This window comes from Priestia endophytica DSM 13796, from assembly GCF_900115845.1.
Taxonomy (GTDB): domain Bacteria; phylum Bacillota; class Bacilli; order Bacillales; family Bacillaceae_H; genus Bacillus_I; species Bacillus_I endophytica.
Genome location: NZ_FOXX01000004.1, coordinates 73916 through 92709 on the forward strand (window position 1 = coordinate 73916; position 18794 = coordinate 92709).

General features: G+C 36.2%; 22 protein-coding genes. 12 read left to right on the forward strand and 10 right to left on the reverse strand.

The window, feature by feature from the left end; genetic code table 11:
- The first annotated feature begins 154 nt into the window (after nt 1–154).
- A complete protein-coding gene (locus tag BM012_RS09325; RefSeq protein ID WP_061804365.1) occupies nt 155–721 on the forward strand; it encodes a YjgB family protein in 567 nt (188 codons plus the stop codon).
- A gap of 44 nt (nt 722–765) precedes the next feature.
- Here the strand turns inward: BM012_RS09325 and BM012_RS09330 are convergent, their stop codons facing one another.
- On the reverse strand, nt 766–1026 hold the full coding sequence (locus BM012_RS09330) for a hypothetical protein (RefSeq protein ID WP_206765165.1): 261 nt from the start codon (nt 1024–1026) through the stop codon (nt 766–768).
- Nucleotides 1027–1471: 445 nt separating this feature from the next.
- On the opposite strand from BM012_RS09330, the gene BM012_RS09335 reads away from it, so the two are divergent.
- Nucleotides 1472–1885, forward strand: coding sequence for a YjdF family protein (locus BM012_RS09335; protein ID WP_061804363.1), 414 nt, complete (start codon nt 1472–1474; stop codon nt 1883–1885).
- A 45-nt stretch (nt 1886–1930) separates the two neighbouring features.
- On the opposite strand, the gene BM012_RS09340 is transcribed toward BM012_RS09335, so the two are convergent.
- Nucleotides 1931–3127: a macrolide family glycosyltransferase gene (locus BM012_RS09340; RefSeq protein ID WP_061804362.1), complete on the reverse strand. Its 1197-nt coding sequence runs from the start codon at nt 3125–3127 to the stop codon at nt 1931–1933.
- Nucleotides 3128–3468: 341 nt separating this feature from the next.
- Nucleotides 3469–3930: a hypothetical protein gene (locus BM012_RS09345; protein WP_061804361.1), complete on the reverse strand. Its 462-nt coding sequence runs from the start codon at nt 3928–3930 to the stop codon at nt 3469–3471.
- Between the two features lie 461 nt (nt 3931–4391).
- Between BM012_RS09345 and BM012_RS09350 the strand changes: the two genes are divergently transcribed.
- Both BM012_RS09350 and BM012_RS09355 read left to right on the forward strand, forming a co-directional pair.
- On the forward strand, nt 4392–4592 hold the full coding sequence (locus tag BM012_RS09350) for a helix-turn-helix transcriptional regulator (protein ID WP_061804360.1): 201 nt from the start codon (nt 4392–4394) through the stop codon (nt 4590–4592).
- On the forward strand, nt 4589–5050 hold the full coding sequence (locus tag BM012_RS09355; RefSeq protein ID WP_061804359.1) for a hypothetical protein: 462 nt from the start codon (nt 4589–4591) through the stop codon (nt 5048–5050). Before BM012_RS09350 ends, BM012_RS09355 begins: the two co-directional genes overlap by 4 nt.
- Nucleotides 5051–5501: 451 nt before the next feature.
- Here the strand turns inward: BM012_RS09355 and BM012_RS09360 are convergent, their stop codons facing one another.
- From BM012_RS09360 to BM012_RS09365, 3 genes are all read right to left on the reverse strand, one after another.
- Nucleotides 5502–5858, reverse strand: a complete 357-nt coding sequence (locus BM012_RS09360; protein WP_061804358.1) for a DUF2512 family protein — start codon at nt 5856–5858, stop codon at nt 5502–5504.
- Between the two features lie 103 nt (nt 5859–5961).
- Nucleotides 5962–6087 (reverse strand): hypothetical protein, encoded by a 126-nt coding sequence (locus tag BM012_RS27055; protein WP_264158241.1) that lies wholly within the window; start codon nt 6085–6087, stop codon nt 5962–5964.
- A 67-nt stretch (nt 6088–6154) separates the two neighbouring features.
- On the reverse strand, nt 6155–6352 hold the full coding sequence (locus BM012_RS09365) for a cold-inducible protein YdjO-related protein (protein ID WP_061804357.1): 198 nt from the start codon (nt 6350–6352) through the stop codon (nt 6155–6157).
- A gap of 372 nt (nt 6353–6724) precedes the next feature.
- Here BM012_RS09365 and BM012_RS09370 point away from each other — a divergent pair, with 372 nt between their 5' ends.
- Complete coding sequence (locus BM012_RS09370) at nt 6725–7105, forward strand: hypothetical protein (protein ID WP_061804356.1); 381 nt, start codon at nt 6725–6727, stop codon at nt 7103–7105.
- Between the two features lie 99 nt (nt 7106–7204).
- Complete coding sequence (locus BM012_RS09375) at nt 7205–7993, forward strand: HAD family hydrolase (protein ID WP_061804355.1); 789 nt, start codon at nt 7205–7207, stop codon at nt 7991–7993.
- 31 nt (nt 7994–8024) lie between these two features.
- On the opposite strand, the gene BM012_RS09380 is transcribed toward BM012_RS09375, so the two are convergent.
- On the reverse strand, nt 8025–8570 hold the full coding sequence (locus BM012_RS09380) for a PadR family transcriptional regulator (protein ID WP_061804354.1): 546 nt from the start codon (nt 8568–8570) through the stop codon (nt 8025–8027).
- Between the two features lie 111 nt (nt 8571–8681).
- Between BM012_RS09380 and BM012_RS09385 the strand changes: the two genes are divergently transcribed.
- The 3 genes from BM012_RS09385 to BM012_RS09395 all read left to right on the forward strand — a co-directional run bounded on the left by BM012_RS09385 (nt 8682) and on the right by BM012_RS09395 (nt 10047).
- On the forward strand, nt 8682–9137 hold the full coding sequence (locus tag BM012_RS09385; RefSeq protein ID WP_061804353.1) for a DUF3237 domain-containing protein: 456 nt from the start codon (nt 8682–8684) through the stop codon (nt 9135–9137).
- A gap of 19 nt (nt 9138–9156) precedes the next feature.
- Nucleotides 9157–9645: a phenolic acid decarboxylase gene (locus tag BM012_RS09390; protein ID WP_019394322.1), complete on the forward strand. Its 489-nt coding sequence runs from the start codon at nt 9157–9159 to the stop codon at nt 9643–9645.
- 141 nt (nt 9646–9786) lie between these two features.
- A complete protein-coding gene (locus tag BM012_RS09395) occupies nt 9787–10047 on the forward strand; it encodes a hypothetical protein (RefSeq protein WP_061804352.1) in 261 nt (86 codons plus the stop codon).
- A 60-nt stretch (nt 10048–10107) separates the two neighbouring features.
- On the opposite strand, the gene BM012_RS09400 is transcribed toward BM012_RS09395, so the two are convergent.
- From BM012_RS09400 to BM012_RS09410, 3 genes are all read right to left on the reverse strand, one after another.
- Nucleotides 10108–11733: an L-lactate permease gene (locus BM012_RS09400; protein WP_061804351.1), complete on the reverse strand. Its 1626-nt coding sequence runs from the start codon at nt 11731–11733 to the stop codon at nt 10108–10110.
- Nucleotides 11734–11756: 23 nt separating this feature from the next.
- Nucleotides 11757–12713 (reverse strand): L-lactate dehydrogenase, encoded by a 957-nt coding sequence (locus BM012_RS09405; RefSeq protein WP_061804350.1) that lies wholly within the window; start codon nt 12711–12713, stop codon nt 11757–11759.
- Nucleotides 12714–13035: 322 nt separating this feature from the next.
- Complete coding sequence (locus BM012_RS09410; protein ID WP_061804349.1) at nt 13036–13650, reverse strand: LysE family translocator; 615 nt, start codon at nt 13648–13650, stop codon at nt 13036–13038.
- A 426-nt stretch (nt 13651–14076) separates the two neighbouring features.
- On the opposite strand from BM012_RS09410, the gene fdhD reads away from it, so the two are divergent.
- The 3 genes from fdhD (at nt 14077) to BM012_RS09425 (ending at nt 18489) form a co-directional block, all read left to right on the forward strand.
- Entirely contained in the window at nt 14077–14874 is a 798-nt protein-coding gene (fdhD, locus tag BM012_RS09415; RefSeq protein WP_061804348.1) for a formate dehydrogenase accessory sulfurtransferase FdhD, read from the forward strand.
- Between the two features lie 157 nt (nt 14875–15031).
- Entirely contained in the window at nt 15032–18007 is a 2976-nt protein-coding gene (gene fdhF / locus BM012_RS09420; protein WP_061804347.1) for a formate dehydrogenase subunit alpha, read from the forward strand.
- Nucleotides 18007–18489: a helical membrane plugin domain-containing protein gene (locus BM012_RS09425; protein ID WP_061804346.1), complete on the forward strand. Its 483-nt coding sequence runs from the start codon at nt 18007–18009 to the stop codon at nt 18487–18489. The genes fdhF and BM012_RS09425 overlap by 1 nt, the downstream gene beginning before the upstream one ends.
- Nucleotides 18490–18794: the final 305 nt, after the last annotated feature.

Here is an 18794-nt window from a genome sequence, read left to right on the forward strand (position 1 = left end):
ATGCAAATAGAAAAAAAGAGTGCCTATCTGTTTTTTCTCTTTAACACGTTAAATTGGTAAGGAGTTCATTTGAACTAATTTGTTTGAGTAAACGAAGGGACGGGTAGAAGTATAGGGGATGGAAAACTTGAAGGTGAAGGAGGAGGTTTAAATCGTGAAAAAAGCGAAAATGATTGCTGCTACAGCTTTAATTGGAGTATCTTTTACAGGCGGTATTGGCGCAACTGTTCATGCAGAGAGCCCAAACATGACAAAAACAACAAATATTAAAGATGAGCAAAAACAAATGGCGCTAAACACTCTTCTAGGCTTGTATAGTAAAGCACAAGAAGGTAAAGTTTATGGAGGGTTTAGCGATCAGTTTGTTGTTGGAGAAACAACGCGTACAGAGGTATATAACAGCATTGGTAAGCCTTATTCGGTAGAAGGTAACTTTGAACATTATTCAGGTTCAATGGGGCAAGCTTCTTACGACTTCTCCTATGATAAAAAAGGAGTGTTAAAAGAAGTGCGCTACTTTGGTACAAATGTGGAACGCCAAACAAATCTTGGCGGCATTACACCTGACATGATGATAAAGCATTTAGGGAAAGAAGACCGCACACACATTATTACAGGAACAAATGAAACAAATCATATTTATGATTTAGGAGACTACACACTTGAATTTGTGGAAAGCGCTGACCATACGATAAGTCACGTGAACTTAGTCGCACAATAAAAAAGAGAGAATCCGCTCTCTTTTTTATTGTGTTTTTATAGGTGCTATACAACTAAATAAACTAAAACCGCTAGGACGTTTGGAATGGCAATCGATATAAATCTCTTTGATTCTTCCACACGTCCGATTTTGCGTTTTTTTCGATGAGAAGACATTGTGCCTTTATTTCCTAGAATTAGACTGTCAAGGAAGTAGGCTAGTGCTAAAACGAGATTAATAAAGGCAAATCCCCCGCAAATATAATAAACATATTTCCATTCTCCAATAAAGTAGGAAGTGATGAGCACAACAAGTAAAAGAAGCATGCCTGATATTAATCCTTTTTTTACGATAATTATCCCTCCTCTTTGAACTTATATACATATTTTACCATAAATTTATTTTTATAGAAATAGTAAGGAAATCATTCTCGTACAGGTAAAAGGGGAGAAGCATTAGTAATAACGGAGTTAAGTTGTAAAGGAAGCATTCTTACAGACTTCAGGAAGAGAAGAGGTGTGACTGGGAATTTCATTTACATATAGGCTACTATGAAAATGGTTGTAAAGTAGTCGCTCATAAACGAAAAAATGAATAATTTGTATTTTGTCAAACAGTAAGATCATCTCTTTTATGTTATAATTTGTATATGAAATGAAAAAACACAATTCGGTTGGTAGTCCGGATGCATCATAATAAATGAATGTCAGTAGCCTTCCCCTCCTCGGGATGTCCATCATTTCATAGTAATTTGTAGAGGAGGGAATCGTTATGAAATTAACGATTTACCATGATGGTCAGTTCTGGATAGGGATGATTGAAGTTGTTAGTGACGGACATTTAAAAGCATTTCGTCACGTGTTTGGAGGAGAACCGAAAGATTCAGAAGTGTTAACTTTTATCTATAATGAACTTTCAACTCTTATTCATACTTCACATCAATCAGGTGTCCATGTAAAACAAAACTGCTCCAACCGCATCAACCCTAAGCGTTTACAGCGTAAAGTAGCAAAAGAGATGAGAAGAACCGGAGCATCAACAAAAGCCCAAGAAGCGGTTAGACAAGAATATGAAGAACAAAAAAAGCAGTGTAAGCACATAACAAAGCAGCACCGTGAAGAAGAAAAGCAGCGAAAATATCTCCTTAGAAAGAAAAAGGCAAAAGAGAAGCACAAAGGAAGATAGAGAAAAAAAGATCCTCCGAAAAGGGGGATCTTTTTTGATTTAATGTTATTTCACACTTTCACTAAGCGCTTGATGTTTAAAAGAAAAAATTTCGTCTACAGCTTTTTTATATCCACCCGCATTTTTGAAAGAGGTGCTAATTTTTGTAGCCTTCTCTTTGTAAGAAGATTCACATAAGAGGGTATGAGCTGTTTCTTTTAATTTCTCTGCAGTAATACTGTTAAGATCAAGATGAATACCTGCTCCTAGCTCTGCAATACGCTTTGCAACAATAGGTTGATCAACACTTACAGGAAGTACAGCTAATGGAATATTAAAATATAATCCTTCACTTGAACTGTTCATTCCTCCATGTGTAAAGAACACATCTGTATGTTCCAGCACTTCTAGCTGAGGAACATAGTTTTTCACAATGAAGTTTGCAGGAATAGCGCCAAGCTCATCTATTTTTAATTTCTTACCGATGGACATTACAACGGTTCCTTCAAAATCTTCAAAAGCTTTAAAGCATGTTTGATAAAATTCAATGTTCTCATTGAATATTGTTCCAAGTGAAATAAAGATTACAGAATCGTTTTCTAGCTTTTCTAATGGAAACTCGATATTATGCTGTCTTTTGACAATAGAGGGACCAACAAATTTAAACGTATCATCGAGCTCTTCACGATACATTTGATAATGTTCAGAAGTGTAGACAATCGTTAGATCGCCAGGGTTTGGCATAATAGAGCCTTTATGACGGATAAAGGTTAAATCTACGTTGTGTTTCTGTTCAATATCTGCTAATATTTTTTTACTTTCTTCATCAAAACCTTCTATATCTTCTGTTATATTTAGATGTTTTTTCATATCTTCTAACATGTTTTTTGTAAAAGCAAACGTTGTGCAATTGCAGATTTTAGGGATGTTTAGCATTTTCGCTAAAATGATGCCGGCTAGACAAATTTCATCGTAAACAATATAGTCATATGTTTCATCTTGAATGTCAGCCACGATCTGGTCTAACAGAAAACTGTTCGCTTCTAAGATCTTTGACATGTTAGGAAGAGTATTGGCATTCATCGTTTCTGAAAAATCTTCGTATGTTCGGACAACGGCACCAACGTTTTCGAGACGCTCTCTAAATCGTTCTGCGCAATAATATGTAATTGTTTCGCCTCTCTCGACTAACTCTTTAACTAATCCAACGGTTGGATTGACATGTCCTTCGGCTGGTAAGTTAATAAATAATACATTAGACATAAAAAAGCCTCCTTTTAAATAAATACTCACATTTAGAGATAATTTTAAATTTTATTCACGTGAAAATCTGAATGTGGAGATTATATCACTTTATCATAAAGTAATTCTAGTGAATTTGTTGGATCAGGAAGATGAACCTATTTTAGTGAGAAAGAATGTCTTACATAGTTTAGGTCAATAGTAACCTAATACATTATGTTTCTTTTACTTTAGGGGGATGTTTCACCTTAAATCCAAAAAGCATGCGGTTTATTATAAGGTTCAAAACAAAAAAGCACGATAACAATGAAAAGATGCATAAGCAAAAGAGCTCCATACTAGCTATGGAACTCTTTTTGTCGTTAATAAACAGCATATACTTTTACTTCAAAATCTTCGGTAGCACCTTCCGGATTAGCAATCATAAGAGCTGGAGAAAAAAGTGGTGAGGAAGCAAGGTCTGTCGTCACTCCATTCGTGACATTGTGGAAAACTGGAACATCCATAAAAGGTGTTAACCCTCTGTACACATCAAACGTTACGCCTTCCGGTGCTACCCATTTAAGTGCATAGATACCTTTTGGTAGGGAGTCTAGAAAGAGTGTATCTGATGAATGTAGTTGTCCTGGCATATTCTCATAAGACGGTGGTCTATTAGTTGGAGAACTAATAACCGTGCCAACAAGTTTTAAGCGCTCTTCTTGTTGCGCTATGTTCACTTCTTGTTCAGAAGTGAAAGTTTGAGCAAAAGTAGAAACTTCACCTGTAGATAGCACAAAAGGTACGACAAGTGACGCAATTAGAAGCTTTGTTTTCTTTTTCATCCTATTCTCTCCTTAAATATAAGTAGTGGGTAGCTACTTATATTTAAGAATTAGTCAAAGAAAGGAAAAACCCTTTAAAATTTCTTTGTTTTTACATTTATATCTAAAAAAATCATTTTATTATTTATATGAGATTCGAAAATTTAGAATATCGAAAAAAGAATGATTGCTATCATCGTTTGCATGCATGATACAATGCCTAACCTTTTTAATGAGCTTTCTTTTTTCATAAGAAAGGTGTCGCATAAAAGATTAAGCATAAAGAAAATAATTAGGGTAAAAAGAGCTTCACCAATGATCATCTCTCTCTGCTCCCATCTTTAAAGACTGATTAATTCTTCTCCTATTATATAAGAAAACTTTATTTTTATGGAAATTTATTGAATTAACTTTTCTTTTAATGTAATCTATATATAACAATAAGTAATATATAGATTGCATTATGTTGAGAAGGTGTTAGTTTGGAAAATAAAGTGAAATTAGCGCGCGTTGAAAAGTCGATGACTCAGCAAGACTTAGCTAAGAAAGTTAAGGTGACAAGACAAACGATTGGATTAATTGAAAAAGGAGAATATAATCCATCGCTAAAGCTCTGTCTTAATATTGCACATGCTTTAGGAAAAACATTAGATGATCTATTTTGGAAAGGGGAAGGAAGATGAAAAACTCATGGCTATCGCTCTTTTTACCAGAAGATGAATACAAAGAAAAAAGGATTTTATACTTTTTAGGGGAATCTGCTATTTTAGGGTTATGTGTCAGCCTTTTATTTCTAATTGTAAGCTATATTTATCCACTTCGTCTGATAGAAATGAACATGTTTTTTAGTTTCGTTGTAGTTGGACAGGTTATCTATGTCTTTTTAAGATATATCTTCTCTGGAATGGAATATACGGATACGTTTAGCAGCAAGGATTATAAAAGAGAAATGAAAAAGATCTTTTTTCAATCTTTGACATTTACGCTTGTATTTTTTGTGCTCTACGTATTGATTAGCGGTTTTCCGCAAGAACAGCCCGAGTGGAGAGACGTGATTGGTTTGCCAATTATTAGCGGTTTTTTAATGTTTTTAATTAACTTCATTTCTCTTAAATCATCGTATAGAAAAAATAATGGATAGGTACATGAGATAGGAGAAAGCAAAATAAAGAAAATAGGATTTCTTGTCCTATCATTGTTTGTTGTTTCTTTATTACTTGCTTGCAGTGATAAAACAATAACAAGTGAGCTAGCTAAGTCTAGCTAAGTCAACCGTTAAAGAAGTATTAAAGGAAGACAAAGTAACGAAAAAAATAAAAATCGGGGAGATTGATTCCACGTTTTCGAAAGGACAAGATATTCGTTCTTTTCAAAATGAAATGATAACTGTTTTATCTGTAGGAACGGAGATCTATTCTCCTGGAGAAAATAAAGATATTTTGATTGCTGAAGTAAAATGGTGAAATGAAGAAGGATGTAGCATTAGCGGAAGGATAGGAAGTACGATTAGAGATAATGCAGCAAAAAAATCATAGGGGGTTAACCCCCTATGATTTTTTTGCTATAATGCACCTATTAGAACATTATAAACATTATACGATTGAATTTTGTTCAACATCTTCTTTAAGAAGAAAATAGTGTTGCGGAAGTTCTGCAACTGTGAACAAAATAGCTGTAAACACTGCGCCAGGAAAAAGGACGTATGCATTTTCAAATCCGTACGGCAAAATATAGGTAAGAAAGAACGCCGTGAAGAAATCGATAATGAGCGTAATAATCTTAGTATGAGAACGAAGCAAAATGCGTTCCACATACCTTGTGACAAGAGCAATCGCCACACCAATGACAATTGGTTGCCAGTAGGAAGAATAAAAGATACCGGGGAAAATAAAGGCCGCAAATGTTGCTAAAACAGGGGTTAAAATAAGTTTGATAAGTAAAATAGTCATTGTGCGTCTCCTTTTTATAAGTTAACGCTAGTATGTGTAATAAAAAAGAATTCACGCATACTACAACAAAAAAAGGCTCCTAGATGGAGAAGCCTTTTTCCTTTTATGCCGAAGGTTTATAATTTGATGCGGGTTTTTTTGCGGGTTTTGGTCTTAAATTTTTAAGCTGTTTTTTCAAGTATTCTTTTAAAAGTCGCTTCTTCCGGATACTTTTATCTCGATTTTTCATTTCACATCACCACCTCTATTGTACTCAAAAGGGAGGCATTTCGTGCTAGATAAAAGACATAAAGATACTATCGACCTTGCATGTTTGTTAATTTAGATAGCATGCGCTCGCCGCTTTTCATTGAGGAACCACATAAAGGGCAGCTTGGCTTTTCATCGAACGAGAAGTTTTTTCGCATCCATCCTACGCATTCCGTTGATTCACATTCCCATACAGCAACTTCTTCTTGTACTTCTTCTTCGGTATTTCGTTTACTCCAATGCATAACACCACTCCTCTTTTTTGACAGAGTACGTTCACGTTTGTCACGCTTTGTAAGGAGAACGAATCTGTTTGTTTGCTTAATTTATATTGCCATTAGATGAAAGCGATTCAGCCTGTCTAAGCATTATAAATAAAAAATTCACATATCTCCTTGTATTCGCTAAGATGGTACTTTTATGAATACTGTTAACATGTGAAGGAAATCTGTTATAATTTTTCTAACTAATCTTAATTATACGCTTATTATTCATCCTTTTCAATGTATATTTATTACAGAAAAGCATGCATATAAAGATAAATGCGTCATATATGCTCTATAATGTTTAATAAGAATATTTTTAACATCTTGTGTAAGACAAGTGGAGGGGAAGTTGTGAAACAAAGATTTGATGCAACAAATATTGCTTATACATCTATTATTACATACAGTATTACTGTTTGGTTTATCCAGTCCGAATGGCTTTTGTTGCTGCTTTTACTTGCGGTTATTAGCTTTTGTTGGCCACATCGGCATATGTTAAAAAAGCTCCGTTTTTACGAACTAGCTCTTTTAGTAGTTGGTTTTGTTGTGCTTATTACCATTGGTTCAGTGCTTGTATGGGGAAGCGATGCGCTCATTTCAAGAGAGATTACAATTGGAGATAATGGGAAAATTGGCGTTCAGTTCTTGTTGATTTTAATGGTGTTGTTCGGTCTAGGGTACTTATTTAAACGTCTATTCAAAAAAATGTTCGGAAAAAGAGTAAATAAATAATAAAAAATAGCGAATTCTCATTTACTTATTCATTTTTTCGATGTAGTCTTATAGAAATAAAGCAATTTAAAAACATAATGAAAAAGTGGGGAACGCAGAATGATTAAAGCTGTTTTTTTCGATCTTGATGATACGCTGCTTTGGGACAAAAAAAGCGTAAAGGAAGCCTTTGTGGCAACATGTACATATGCAAGTCAGAAATATAATGTAGATGGAGAAAAATTAGAAGAAGCGGTAAGAGAAAAAGCCCGCGGACTTTACTCTTCTTATGAAACGTATGAGTTCACTCAAATGATTGGAATCAATCCTTTTGAAGGACTATGGGGAAACTTTTTAGATGATGATGATAACTTTCGCAAAATGAAAGACATTGTACCAGCTTATCGAAAAGAAGCGTGGACACAAGGATTAAAGGAGCTTGGCATTGATGATGAAGCATTTGGAGCGGAGCTTGCAGAACGCTTTCCACTTGAACGTCGTAAGCATCCGTTCGTATATGAAGAAAGCTTTCGTACGTTAGATAAGCTAAAAAAGAATTACCGTCTTCTTTTATTAACAAACGGTTCTCCAGATCTTCAAAATACAAAGCTTGAAATCACACCTGAGATCGCTCCTTATTTTGACGAGATTATTATTTCAGGAGCATTTGGTCGAGGTAAGCCTGATCCAACCATTTTCGAACACGCTCTTGAAAAAATGGGATTAGAAAAAGATGATGCCATTATGGTAGGAGATAACTTAATGACGGATATTTTAGGTGCATCGCGCATTGGAATGAAATCAGTGTGGATTAACCGTGAAAATAAAGAACATACTGAAGTTACCCCAACGTACGAAATTACCCATTTAGAAGAGCTATATCCCCTGTTAGAAGAGTTGAATAAATAAAAAAAAGCCTCCGCAACGCGGGAGGCTTTTTTTATTTCAGTAGGTCGATTGTCTTTTCAAGCCAGACAATATATCCTTTTTCTCTTTCAATGGCTCTCGTTAAGACGAGGTAGTGGCCAAATTGAGGAGAGGAGAACGTAATAGGCATTTCGCCTTCTTCTTCTAATAAGGATAGCGTTTTTTGAAGCTTTGAAAGCTTTTCTTTCCGCTTAACAAGCTGATCATTAAAAAGGTCATATGCTTCTTCTTTCTCCATAGCTGAAATAAAGTATGTTTTTAGCATAAATTCATCTTTGTTTACACTTGAATCTCGCTCCACTTTTTCAAGCCACTCTGAAAGCTCTTTTTCTCCAAGCGAAGTGATTTCATATACTTTTTTTTCAAGTTTTGTTCCTTGAACAACGACTTCATATTGAATAAATCCTTCATCTGTCAGCTTTCGTAATTCAGGATAAATTTGGCTATGTTTTGCTGTCCAAAACTGCCCAAGTGGCCCCTTAAATTCACTTGTAATATCGTACCCTGTTAATTTCTCGTTGTAGAGAAGTCCTAGTATCGCATATTTTAAAATCCGCATGCTTTGCCTCCAGCTCTATTATTTGACACTATTATATCATAGTGTTAATATGAACATGTAAATAGTTACATGTTTTCTTCTTACCTAAAAGAAGAAGGGGGAAAAACTATTATGAATAAGCCGTCATTGAAAAAAGTGACTTCTGCAGAAATTGAAGTTGCCACACCGATGGTTGTTGGCCACACAAAACTTGGAAGACGACAGTTTATTCCAATCAAAGGTGGGAAAATAACCGGAGAGATAAATGGCAACATTATAGACGGTGGAGCCGACTCGCAAATCATTCGTGCTAACGGACGAACAGATTTATCTGCCCGTTACGTTATCGAAACGAACGATGGTGAACTTATTTATATCGAAAATAACGGTATACGCCAAGTGAGCGAGCGTTTTAGAGATCGTGCCTCAAAAGGAGAGATTATTGATCCTGAGCACGTTTATTTCCGCACAGTCCCGACGTTTGAAACAAGCAGTGAGAAATACGAATGGCTTGAAAATTCCCTGTTTGTTGGAGCGGCTCTTCGTACAGAGACAAAGGTAGTATTAGATATCTACAAGGTACTTTAATCAAGAAGGAGAGAGAAATATGGAAAACTTTATTGGAAATCACATGATTTATACGTATGAAAACGGTTGGGAATATGAAATGTATATTAAGAATGACCATACAATTGATTATCGGATTCATAGCGGAATGGTTGGTGGACGCTGGGTACGTGATCAAGAAGTTGATATTGTAAAATTGACAAAAGGCGTTTATAAAGTATCATGGACAGAGCCAACAGGAACAGATGTATCCCTTAACTTTATGCCTGAAGAAAAACGCATGCACGGCATTATTTTCTTCCCAAAATGGGTACATGAACATCCAGAGATTACGGTTTGTTACCAAAACGATCACCTTGATTTAATGAAAGAGTCAAGAGAAAAATATGAAACATATCCAAAATATGTTGTACCTGAATTTGCAGACATTACGTATCTTAAAAACGTTGGAAAAGATAACGAAAACATAATTTCAAAAGCTCCATATGAAGGAATGACAGACGATATTCGTGCTGGAAAACTTCAATAAGTATGAAAAAAGCCAAGTACATGTACTTGGCTTTTTTAGTGTATTTTATTTTCAGAATAGTTTTATTATAATGAGAGGAGAAAAACTGCAGAATTTGTCATCTTTTTTGTGCAAACTCTAAAAGAGAAAAGAGGGATGTTCATGAAAATTGTTCAGTTTGAAGTCTTGAGAGAACGAAGAAAGAGGCGCCGACGGATAAAGGTCGCTGAAATCGGAGTCATTTTTCTTCTTTTATTGGCCGAGCTCTTTCTTGTATGGAACGGAGATTTTATGATGCATGAGGCATTTGAAAGGGGAAACGCACTTTATTATACCCTTATTCTTCTTTCGCCTTTTTGTCCCATTTTGATGCTTTTTCTATTTTTAAGAGTTTTTAAGCAAAAAGAGAGACGTTTATCATAAAATGGTCCATATTATCTAATAACGAAAAAAGCCCTGACTAAAAGTCAGGGCTTTTTTGTATTATATACCAAGCAATGAAAGAATATATGTCCATAAGCTAATAAGTACAAGTAAAAATAAACTATATTTAAGCGTCATTGTAAGCAGTTTAGATTCTTGACCTGTTTCTTTAACAGCAGCTGTTGCAATCGCAATAGACTGTGGTGAAATAAGCTTAGCCATAACACCTCCGCTCGTATTAGCTGCTAGAAGAAGTGATGAGCTTGTGCCAATTTGAGCGCCTGTTACCACTTGTAAGTTACCAAATAGCGCATTGTTGCTAACAACAGAGCCTGTAATAAAAACGCCAATCCAGCCTAGCACAGGAGAGAGAAGGGGAAAGATATCACCTGTTTTAGCTAGCGCAAGCCCAATAGAAGAAGAAAGACCAGCAAAATTGGCAAGATTTGCAAAGCCCATAATCAAGCAGATTGTTACAATCGGAAGCCAGAGCTCTTTTACGGTTTCACGAAGTCCTTCCCACGTTTTTTTCCCATTCATATTACGACTTAAAAGGGCTGTTAACAATACGGCAATAAAGATAGCTGTACCTGTTGCCGCTAAAATATCAAATTTGAATATGGCATCAAGCGGCATTTTTTCAGCTGAGATAGGCGGTATTTTCATAACCTCTTGATCTAAGTTAGGAATGTGAATCATCAGCGTTGTTTTCGCTAGAGAACCACCTTCTGCAAAAAGAGACTTAAAAGCAGGTAAGCTCCATAGCATAATCATGATTGTTAAAATATAAAAAGGTGACCATGCAAGCACAATATCTTTAAATGAGAAATGAGGTTGTGTGCTGATTTTTTCTTCTTTGTTTTCTCGATAAATATGTTTTGGCTGCCATTTTCGAAGGAAAATGGCTAGAGCTGTCATGCTGAGAAGAGCAGGAATGATGTCGGCAAGTTCTGGACCTAAAACGAACATTGTTAACATTTGAAAAATTGAGAAAACTAAACTTACAACAAGAAGTGCTGGAAGCGTCTCTTTAATTCCTCTCCACTTGTCTAAGATGAATACAAGTAAAAAGGGAATGATAAAAGAAATGAAAGGGAGAATGAAAATAAGCGTATGTGATAAGTCCAATGTTTTTAGATTTCCCATTTGTGCTCCTACAATAACAGGAATGCCAATAGCTCCAAATGCTCCAGAAGCAGCATTTGCAATTAAACAAAGCATAGCAGCTTTCAGTGGACGAAAACCAAGTTCTGTGAGCAGAGCTGCACAAATAGCAATTGGAACGCCAAAGCCTGCTGCTCCTTCTAAAAAGGCATTAAAGCTAAATCCGATTAATAGCACTTGCAGGCGTTGATCTCTTGAAATGTTAGCAATACTGCCTTGTATAATCGCAAACTTTCTAGACTTCACGGCAATTTTATATAACCAAACAGCCACAATAATGATGTAGCCAATTGGCCAAAGTCCGTTCGCGATGCCTTGTACAATCGCTGCTAATGCTTTTGTGATTGGCATATGAAAGCCAATCACAGAAACACAAGCACTAATAAGTAAGGTAAGAAGGGCGGCTATGACGCCCTTCATTTTAAATAAGGTGAGTGAGAGCAAAAAGAATAGTACAGGTAGAGCTGCAAGTAGTGCTGATAAATAAACATTATCTAAAGGATTATAGTTTTGAACCCACATGATGACCCACTCTTTCTTTTACGTTATTTTGTTACTTCTTCAAAGTGTGGAGCTAAAATCTCTTTTAATACATGTGCACTATGAGCAAACTTTTCTTCTTCTTCCTTATTTAAATCAAGTTCTACAATTTCTCGAATTCCATCTCGATTAATAATGGCTGGAACCCCGATATAGACGTTTTCTTCGTTATATTCACCTTCTAAGAGGGCAGATACGGTTAATATGCTGTTTTCATTGCGCAAAATAGCTTTTGTAATGCGGACAAGTCCCATCGCAATGCCATAGAAGGTAGCACCTTTACTTTCAATGATTTGATAAGCAGCGTCACGTACGTTTGTAAAAAGTTCATCTAAATCTTCTAATTGGTATTCTTCATTACGTTCAATCATTTTAAGAACAGGGATGCTGCCAACATCAGCAGAGCTATAAACAGGGAGCTCGCTATCGCCGTGTTCTCCAATAATATAAGCATGCACATTTTTAGGAGCAACATTGAAATATTCACCAAGAAGGAAGCGGAAGCGAGCCGTATCTAAAATTGTGCCAGAACCGATTACGCGTTCTTTTGGCAAGCCGCTAAATTTCCAAGTTGCATAGCTTAAAATGTCTACTGGGTTTGTTGCGACAAGAAAGATGCCATCAAATCCGCTAGCCATTACGTTATCAACAATGTTTTTAAAGATTTTTAAGTTTTTTTCAACAAGATCAAGGCGAGTTTCGCCAGGTTTTTGGTTAGCCCCTGCACAAATCACGACAAGGTCTACGTTTTTACAATCTTCATAATTACCAAATCGAACGTGAGTCGGATGAGGAGCGAAAGCTTTTCCGTGATTAAGATCCATCACATCTCCCATTGCTTTCTTTTCATTCAAGTCAATCATAATTAGTTCATCTGCAATACCTTGGTTTACAAGAGCAAAAGCATAGCTTGATCCTACAAATCCTGTTCCAATTAATGCGACGCGGTTTACTTTTTCCATGAATAACTCATCCTTTCTGACGTTAAGAAAATGTATAAATTTGTTTGTGAATCATTTCACAATTAAATCATACATTATATTTTTATAGTTGACAACAAACAAAATCCAATCATTTTGTCTAATTTGTGAATAATATCACAAATTGATTTTATTCTTTAAAAATAAAGAAGAAACAATATTACGTTTTCCTCGAAAAACCAAAAAATAAACATCAATCAGTTGAAAGGGAAGAATAACCTAATAAAAAGAACAGTAATTCAAGAAAACTATGTTCTAAATGATATTAAATAAAAAAACTCAAAGAAAATTCTTTGAGCAAAAATTAACGACTTGAAAATAATAAACTAATACCAAGTAGTCCAAAAACCGTTCCTTTTGTATATTTTAAAACATGCTGAAAGCGTAAGCTTTGAATAAACTTTTGACCAAGCTTAGAAGCAAAGAAAGCAATGATACTAAAAATGATCAACGTTTCGATAATAAAAATAAAACCAAATAAGAGCATTTGTAAATTCATATGTCCGAGCTCTGGACGTACAAATTGAGGAAGAAACGTCAAGAAAAACAGGGCACATTTGGGATTCGATAAATTCATAATCATACCTTTTCGAAAATAGTGTTCTTGCTTTTTATGAGAAAGCACCACTAATGGATTCTTTTCTCGGAAAGCTTGAAAAGCTAAGTAGAGAAGATAAATGACCCCAACGATTTTTAAAATGTTAAAAGCAAGAAAAGAGCTTGCAAAAATAACGGAAAGACCAAAAGAGGCAAGCAGCGTATGAAATACTGTTCCTGTAATGGATCCTGCAACAGTTTGCAGTCCTGCTTTTTGTCCTGAAGATAGGCTTTGGGTAAGAACAAAAAGCATGTCTTGACCTGGGATAAGGACAATCGTGACGGATACAAGTATGTAGGGTAAAAGCCATGAAAGTTCCATATTTTTTTCTCCTTTCTTTTTATTCAGCTTTTTTATTCTAATTTCTTTCGACAATCTTCTCAAGAGTATCAGATAATGAATTAATATAGTAGTTTGGTGAAGGATTGAAGGGAACTTTGTCACGTATTGTTTTAAACGAAAGAGCAAGCATGATAAAATGAAAAAATAACCATAAAATAAGAAGTGAAAGTAGAGGATACAGCGATGAAAAGAGAACCATCTTTTGCAACAGGCTGCTTTTATGGAATACTGATGTCGATTCCACTTTGGTTAATCATTTTATGGGGCGTAAAAAAATGGATTCTATCATAAACATCAATATAGAATGCACAGAAAGAATCCTGCTTCTTGTTTTATAGCAGGATTCTTTTTAGTAGAAAAAGGGAAGAAGTTAGAGAAAATATAGGTTGAAGGGTGTAGAACAGGATGGGATCAATTATAAAAAGACGAAATATTATTAAATTTACGAATGGAAAGACAATAAACATAGAAGATTCTGTTGTTACAGAATTTCCAGTTACAATCAAAGTAAATGAAAAAGAATTTATGACAATGGTATGCACACCTCAGTATATAGAGGATATGGTAATTGGCTATTTAGCTTCTGAACGAGTGATTCAGTCCTACAAAGATATTAAAAACTTATGGATTCAAGAAAAAGAAGGATTTGTTCATGTTGAAATTGAAAATCTTCATACATATTATGAAACCTTTCAAAACAAGCGCTATATTACATCATGCTGTGGAGGAAGTCGACAAGGTTTCGTTTTTACAACAGATGCGCTTACGGCTAAGAAGATAAACTCCAATCATGTAAGCGTTACCCCTGAGGAATGTATTCATTTTATGAATAAGCTCCAAAATAGTGCAGATACGTTCAAACATACAGGAGGCGTTCACAATGCCGCTCTTTATGACCAAAACGGCTTCTCTCTAGAAAGAATGGATATTGGGAGGCACAATGCCCTAGATAAAATCTACGGCTATTGCTTAAAGAACAACATTGACTTACATGGGAAAATTGTGGCTTTTAGCGGTCGAATCTCTTCTGAAATTTTGCTTAAAGCAAATAAGATAGGCTGTGAGGTTTTACTATCTAAATCTGCTCCAACCGAGCTAGCGCTAGAACTTGCAGAAGAGCTTGAGATGACAACCGTCGGCTTCATTCGAGGAGAGGACTTTAATGTTTATACAGGAAGCGAACGCATTATTTTTTCTTCCTAAAAAGAAATCTTTTCTGGATATGGATAGCTGTATAAAGCCTCTTTTAATTTGAGATGAAAAAAGAGAAAGGATTATAATGAGAGCTAGAATGGTTCAGTAAGTGAATTGTTTTTTTAGAAAGAGGAGAATTGGAGTTCAAGAGAAAAGGGGAGAAATGATGGAAAAGACGGTTGGAGTTACAATTAATGGGGAACAACATAAAGTTCAGCAAGGGACAAGGCTCTTAGATTATTTACTAGCTCAAAATATCCCCCATCCTCATGTTTGCTATTCCGAAACGTTAGGTCCCATTCAAACATGTGATACATGTATGTGTGAAATTAATGGCGATATTATGCGAGCTTGTTCTACTGAAGCTAAAGAAGGAATGGAGATTTTAACTTCATCTGAACGTGCCAAAGCTTCTCAGAAAGAAGCAATGGATCGCCTGTTGGAAAATCATTTATTATACTGCACAGTTTGTGATAACAACAATGGAAACTGTCGTGTACATAATACAGCAGAACAGCTTGAGATTGAACATCAAACACGCCCGTTTCGTGAAAAAGGCTATGAAAAGGATCATTCTCATCCTTTTTACCGCTATGATCCAGATCAGTGTATTTTATGTGGGAGATGTGTAGAAGTTTGCCAGGACGTTCAAGTGAACGAAACGCTGACAATTGATTGGGAACGGAAAATGCCGCGTGTTCTATGGGACAATGGAAAAAGTATTAACGAGTCTTCTTGTGTATCCTGTGGCCAATGTGTCACTGTTTGTCCATGTAATGCTCTAATGGAAAAATCGATGATTGGAGAAGCTGGATTTTTAACAGGGATGTCAGAAAAAATATTAGATCCAATGATTGATCTTGTGAAAGAAGTAGAGCCAGACTACAAGACTGTTTTTGCTTTATCAGAAGTAGAAGCAGCAGCCCGAGAAAAACGAACAAAGAAAACCAAAACAGTATGTACTTTCTGTGGTGTTGGATGTTCATTTGAAGTATGGACAAAAGGCCGAGAAATTTTAAAGATTGAACCAACAGAACAGGCTCCTGTTAACAGTATTTCGACCTGTATTAAAGGGAAATTCGGCTGGGATTTTGTAAATAGCGATGAACGCCTAACAACGCCTCTAATTCGAAAAGGCGATCAGTTCGTTCAAGCATCTTGGAATGAAGCTCTTACGCTCATTGGAGAAAAGCTCACGTTTATAAAAGAAAAATACGGTGGAGATGCCCTTGGATTTGTAAGCTCTTCTAAAACGACAAATGAAGAAGCATATTTAATTCAGAAGCTTGCGCGTCAAGTTTTTGAAACAAACAATGTTGACAACTGCTCCCGCTACTGTCAATCTCCTGCCACAAATGGATTGCTTGCAACTGTTGGCTATGGAGGAGACTCTGGCACAATTCAAGATATTGAGAATGCTGGTCTTGTAATTACTATTGGCGCAAATCCAACAGAAGGACATCCTGTATTAGCAACCCGTGTCAAAAGCGCTCGTAAACTTCGCGGCCAAAAGCTCATTGTAGCTGACCTTAGAAAACACGAATTAGCGGAACGCTCAGATTTATTTCTTCGCCCGAAACAAGGAACAGACTATGTATGGTTAACGGCTCTTGCAAAATATATGATTGACAAAGGATGGCATGATGAAAAATTCATCCGAGAGCGTATTGACAATTATGAAGAATATATAGAGCTCTTAGACAAATATACGCTTGATTATGCATCAGAAGTGACAGGTCTCTCTAAAGAAACGCTTCACAATACAGCAAAAATGATTTATGAAGCGGATGGAACCTGTATTCTTTGGGGAATGGGCGTGACGCAAAATATCGCAGGATCCCACACGTCAGGAGCAATTGTGAACCTTCTGCTTGTAACAGGTAATTTTGGACGAACAGGAACAGGCGCTTATCCGCTTCGGGGGCACAATAATGTACAAGGGTCCTGTGATATGGGTGCACTTCCACAGTCACTTCCTGGAAATGAACCCCTTACAGATGATGAAGCAAGACAAAGGTTTGAAGAGGCTTACGGAGTGTCTATTTCAAAAGAAAGCGGCTTAACGAACGTAAATATGTTAGTAGGAGCGCAAGCAGGGAGTTTAAAAGGCATTTATTTAATAGGAGAAGATATGGCCTTAGTTGATGCAAATGCAGAGCATGTTCAGGACGCACTGAGTAATCTAGATTTCTTTGTTGTGCAAGATTTGTTTTTTACAAAAACGGCTCAGTTTGCAGATGTGATTTTACCAGCTTCACCGTCCCTTGAAAAAGATGGAACGTTTACAAATACAGAACGAAGAATCCAACGTCTTTACCAAGCGATCGAACCATTAGAAGATTCTAAACCAGACTGGTGGATTATTCAAGAAATAGCAAACAGATGCGGGGCTCAGTGGAATTATCACCATCCAAGCGATATTATGGATGAAATTGCTCGCCTTTGCCCAAACTTTGCAGGTGTTTCATATGAGAGATTAGAAGGATGGAAGAGTCTTATATGGCCTGTTCAACACAGTGGGAAAGACGAGCCGCTTCTCTATACAAAACGCTTCAATTTTCCAGATGGAAAGGCACGGTTCTCACTCAAAGAATATGTACCTCCACTCCAGTTTCCAAAAGAGTATGACTTAACGTTAAATAATGGCCGGCTTTTAGAACAATTTCATGTTGGCAATATGACAAACAAATCGAAAGGCATTCAGTATAAGCTTCCTGAAGTATTTGTGGAAGTTTCTCCACATCTGGCAGCAGAGAGAGGAATAAAGGATGGTTCACTCGTTCGCCTCCGCTCTCCATATGGGGCGATTAAACTTCATGCCCTTATTACAGATCGTGTTGAAGGAAATGAACTTTATGTGCCCATGCACTCTGTTCAGCATGAAAATGCCGTCAACCTTTTAACAGGAACGGCAGGAGATCTTCAAACCCAAACTCCTGCCTATAAGCAAACAAAAGTAAAGATGGATGTTTTAGCAGAAAACGGGGAAAAGCCGCTTCCGTCTTACAATCACCGTTATGCCAAACGTCATCCTCAGCTTGGGGTTGAAGTTGAGCGAAAATGGAAGCGCGATGATTATGAACCGATTGCAGATCAAAACGAACCTGTAAGAAAAGAAACAAACGTCAGAGGGGGAGTATAATGGCGAAACCTATTACAAAAATTGAAAAACCAGTATTAACAGAAGAGGAAGAGCAAGAAAGAATCCTTCAAGAAGTGCTTCACGAACTTTCTAAAAACGTGGGTGGTATGAAAGAAACGATGATATTACTTCAAGAGCTTCATAAGAGTGGGATATTAGGAGCAGTTAATCACCTTGTAGAAGCCAAAGAAGACGTCACGAAAATTGCTGTTGAGCAAATGCTTCGTCCCCCTGTGACAAATGCCATTAATAATGCTATGGCAGCAGCAGGAGTGCTAACAGATGTTGATCCTCAAACAACAGAAAAGCTTGCAAGCGGGTTTGCCAAAGGATTGCAAAAGGCGGAAGAAGGATTAAAAGAGGAGAAAAAAATGAGTATGTTTGAACTCGCTCGGTCATTGAAAGATCCAGATGTTAATCGGGCAATTAAATTCTCTCTAAACTTGTTAAAAGGAGTAGGAGAGGGCCTAAAAGAAAAATAGAAAGCTTTGCCGCTTCTTTATAAGGAGCGGCATTTTAATGAAAAAGAAATAAAAGATGGATGATGATGTTTAGCTCTCTATCTAAGGAGGAATGTGGTATAGGAAAGGAGCTGGCATTATGCGTTTAAAATATATTTTTCTCATGAAAGAAATCTTTCACTACATTCAAAAGAAAACAACTCGTTGTTAACAGATTGAAAGAACAAATGATTGGAAAATATAGTATAATAAAATAGAGAGATAGAAAATAAAGAAAAGATTGATTCGAAAGCATATTAGATACACTTTAGCTTATATGATAGAGA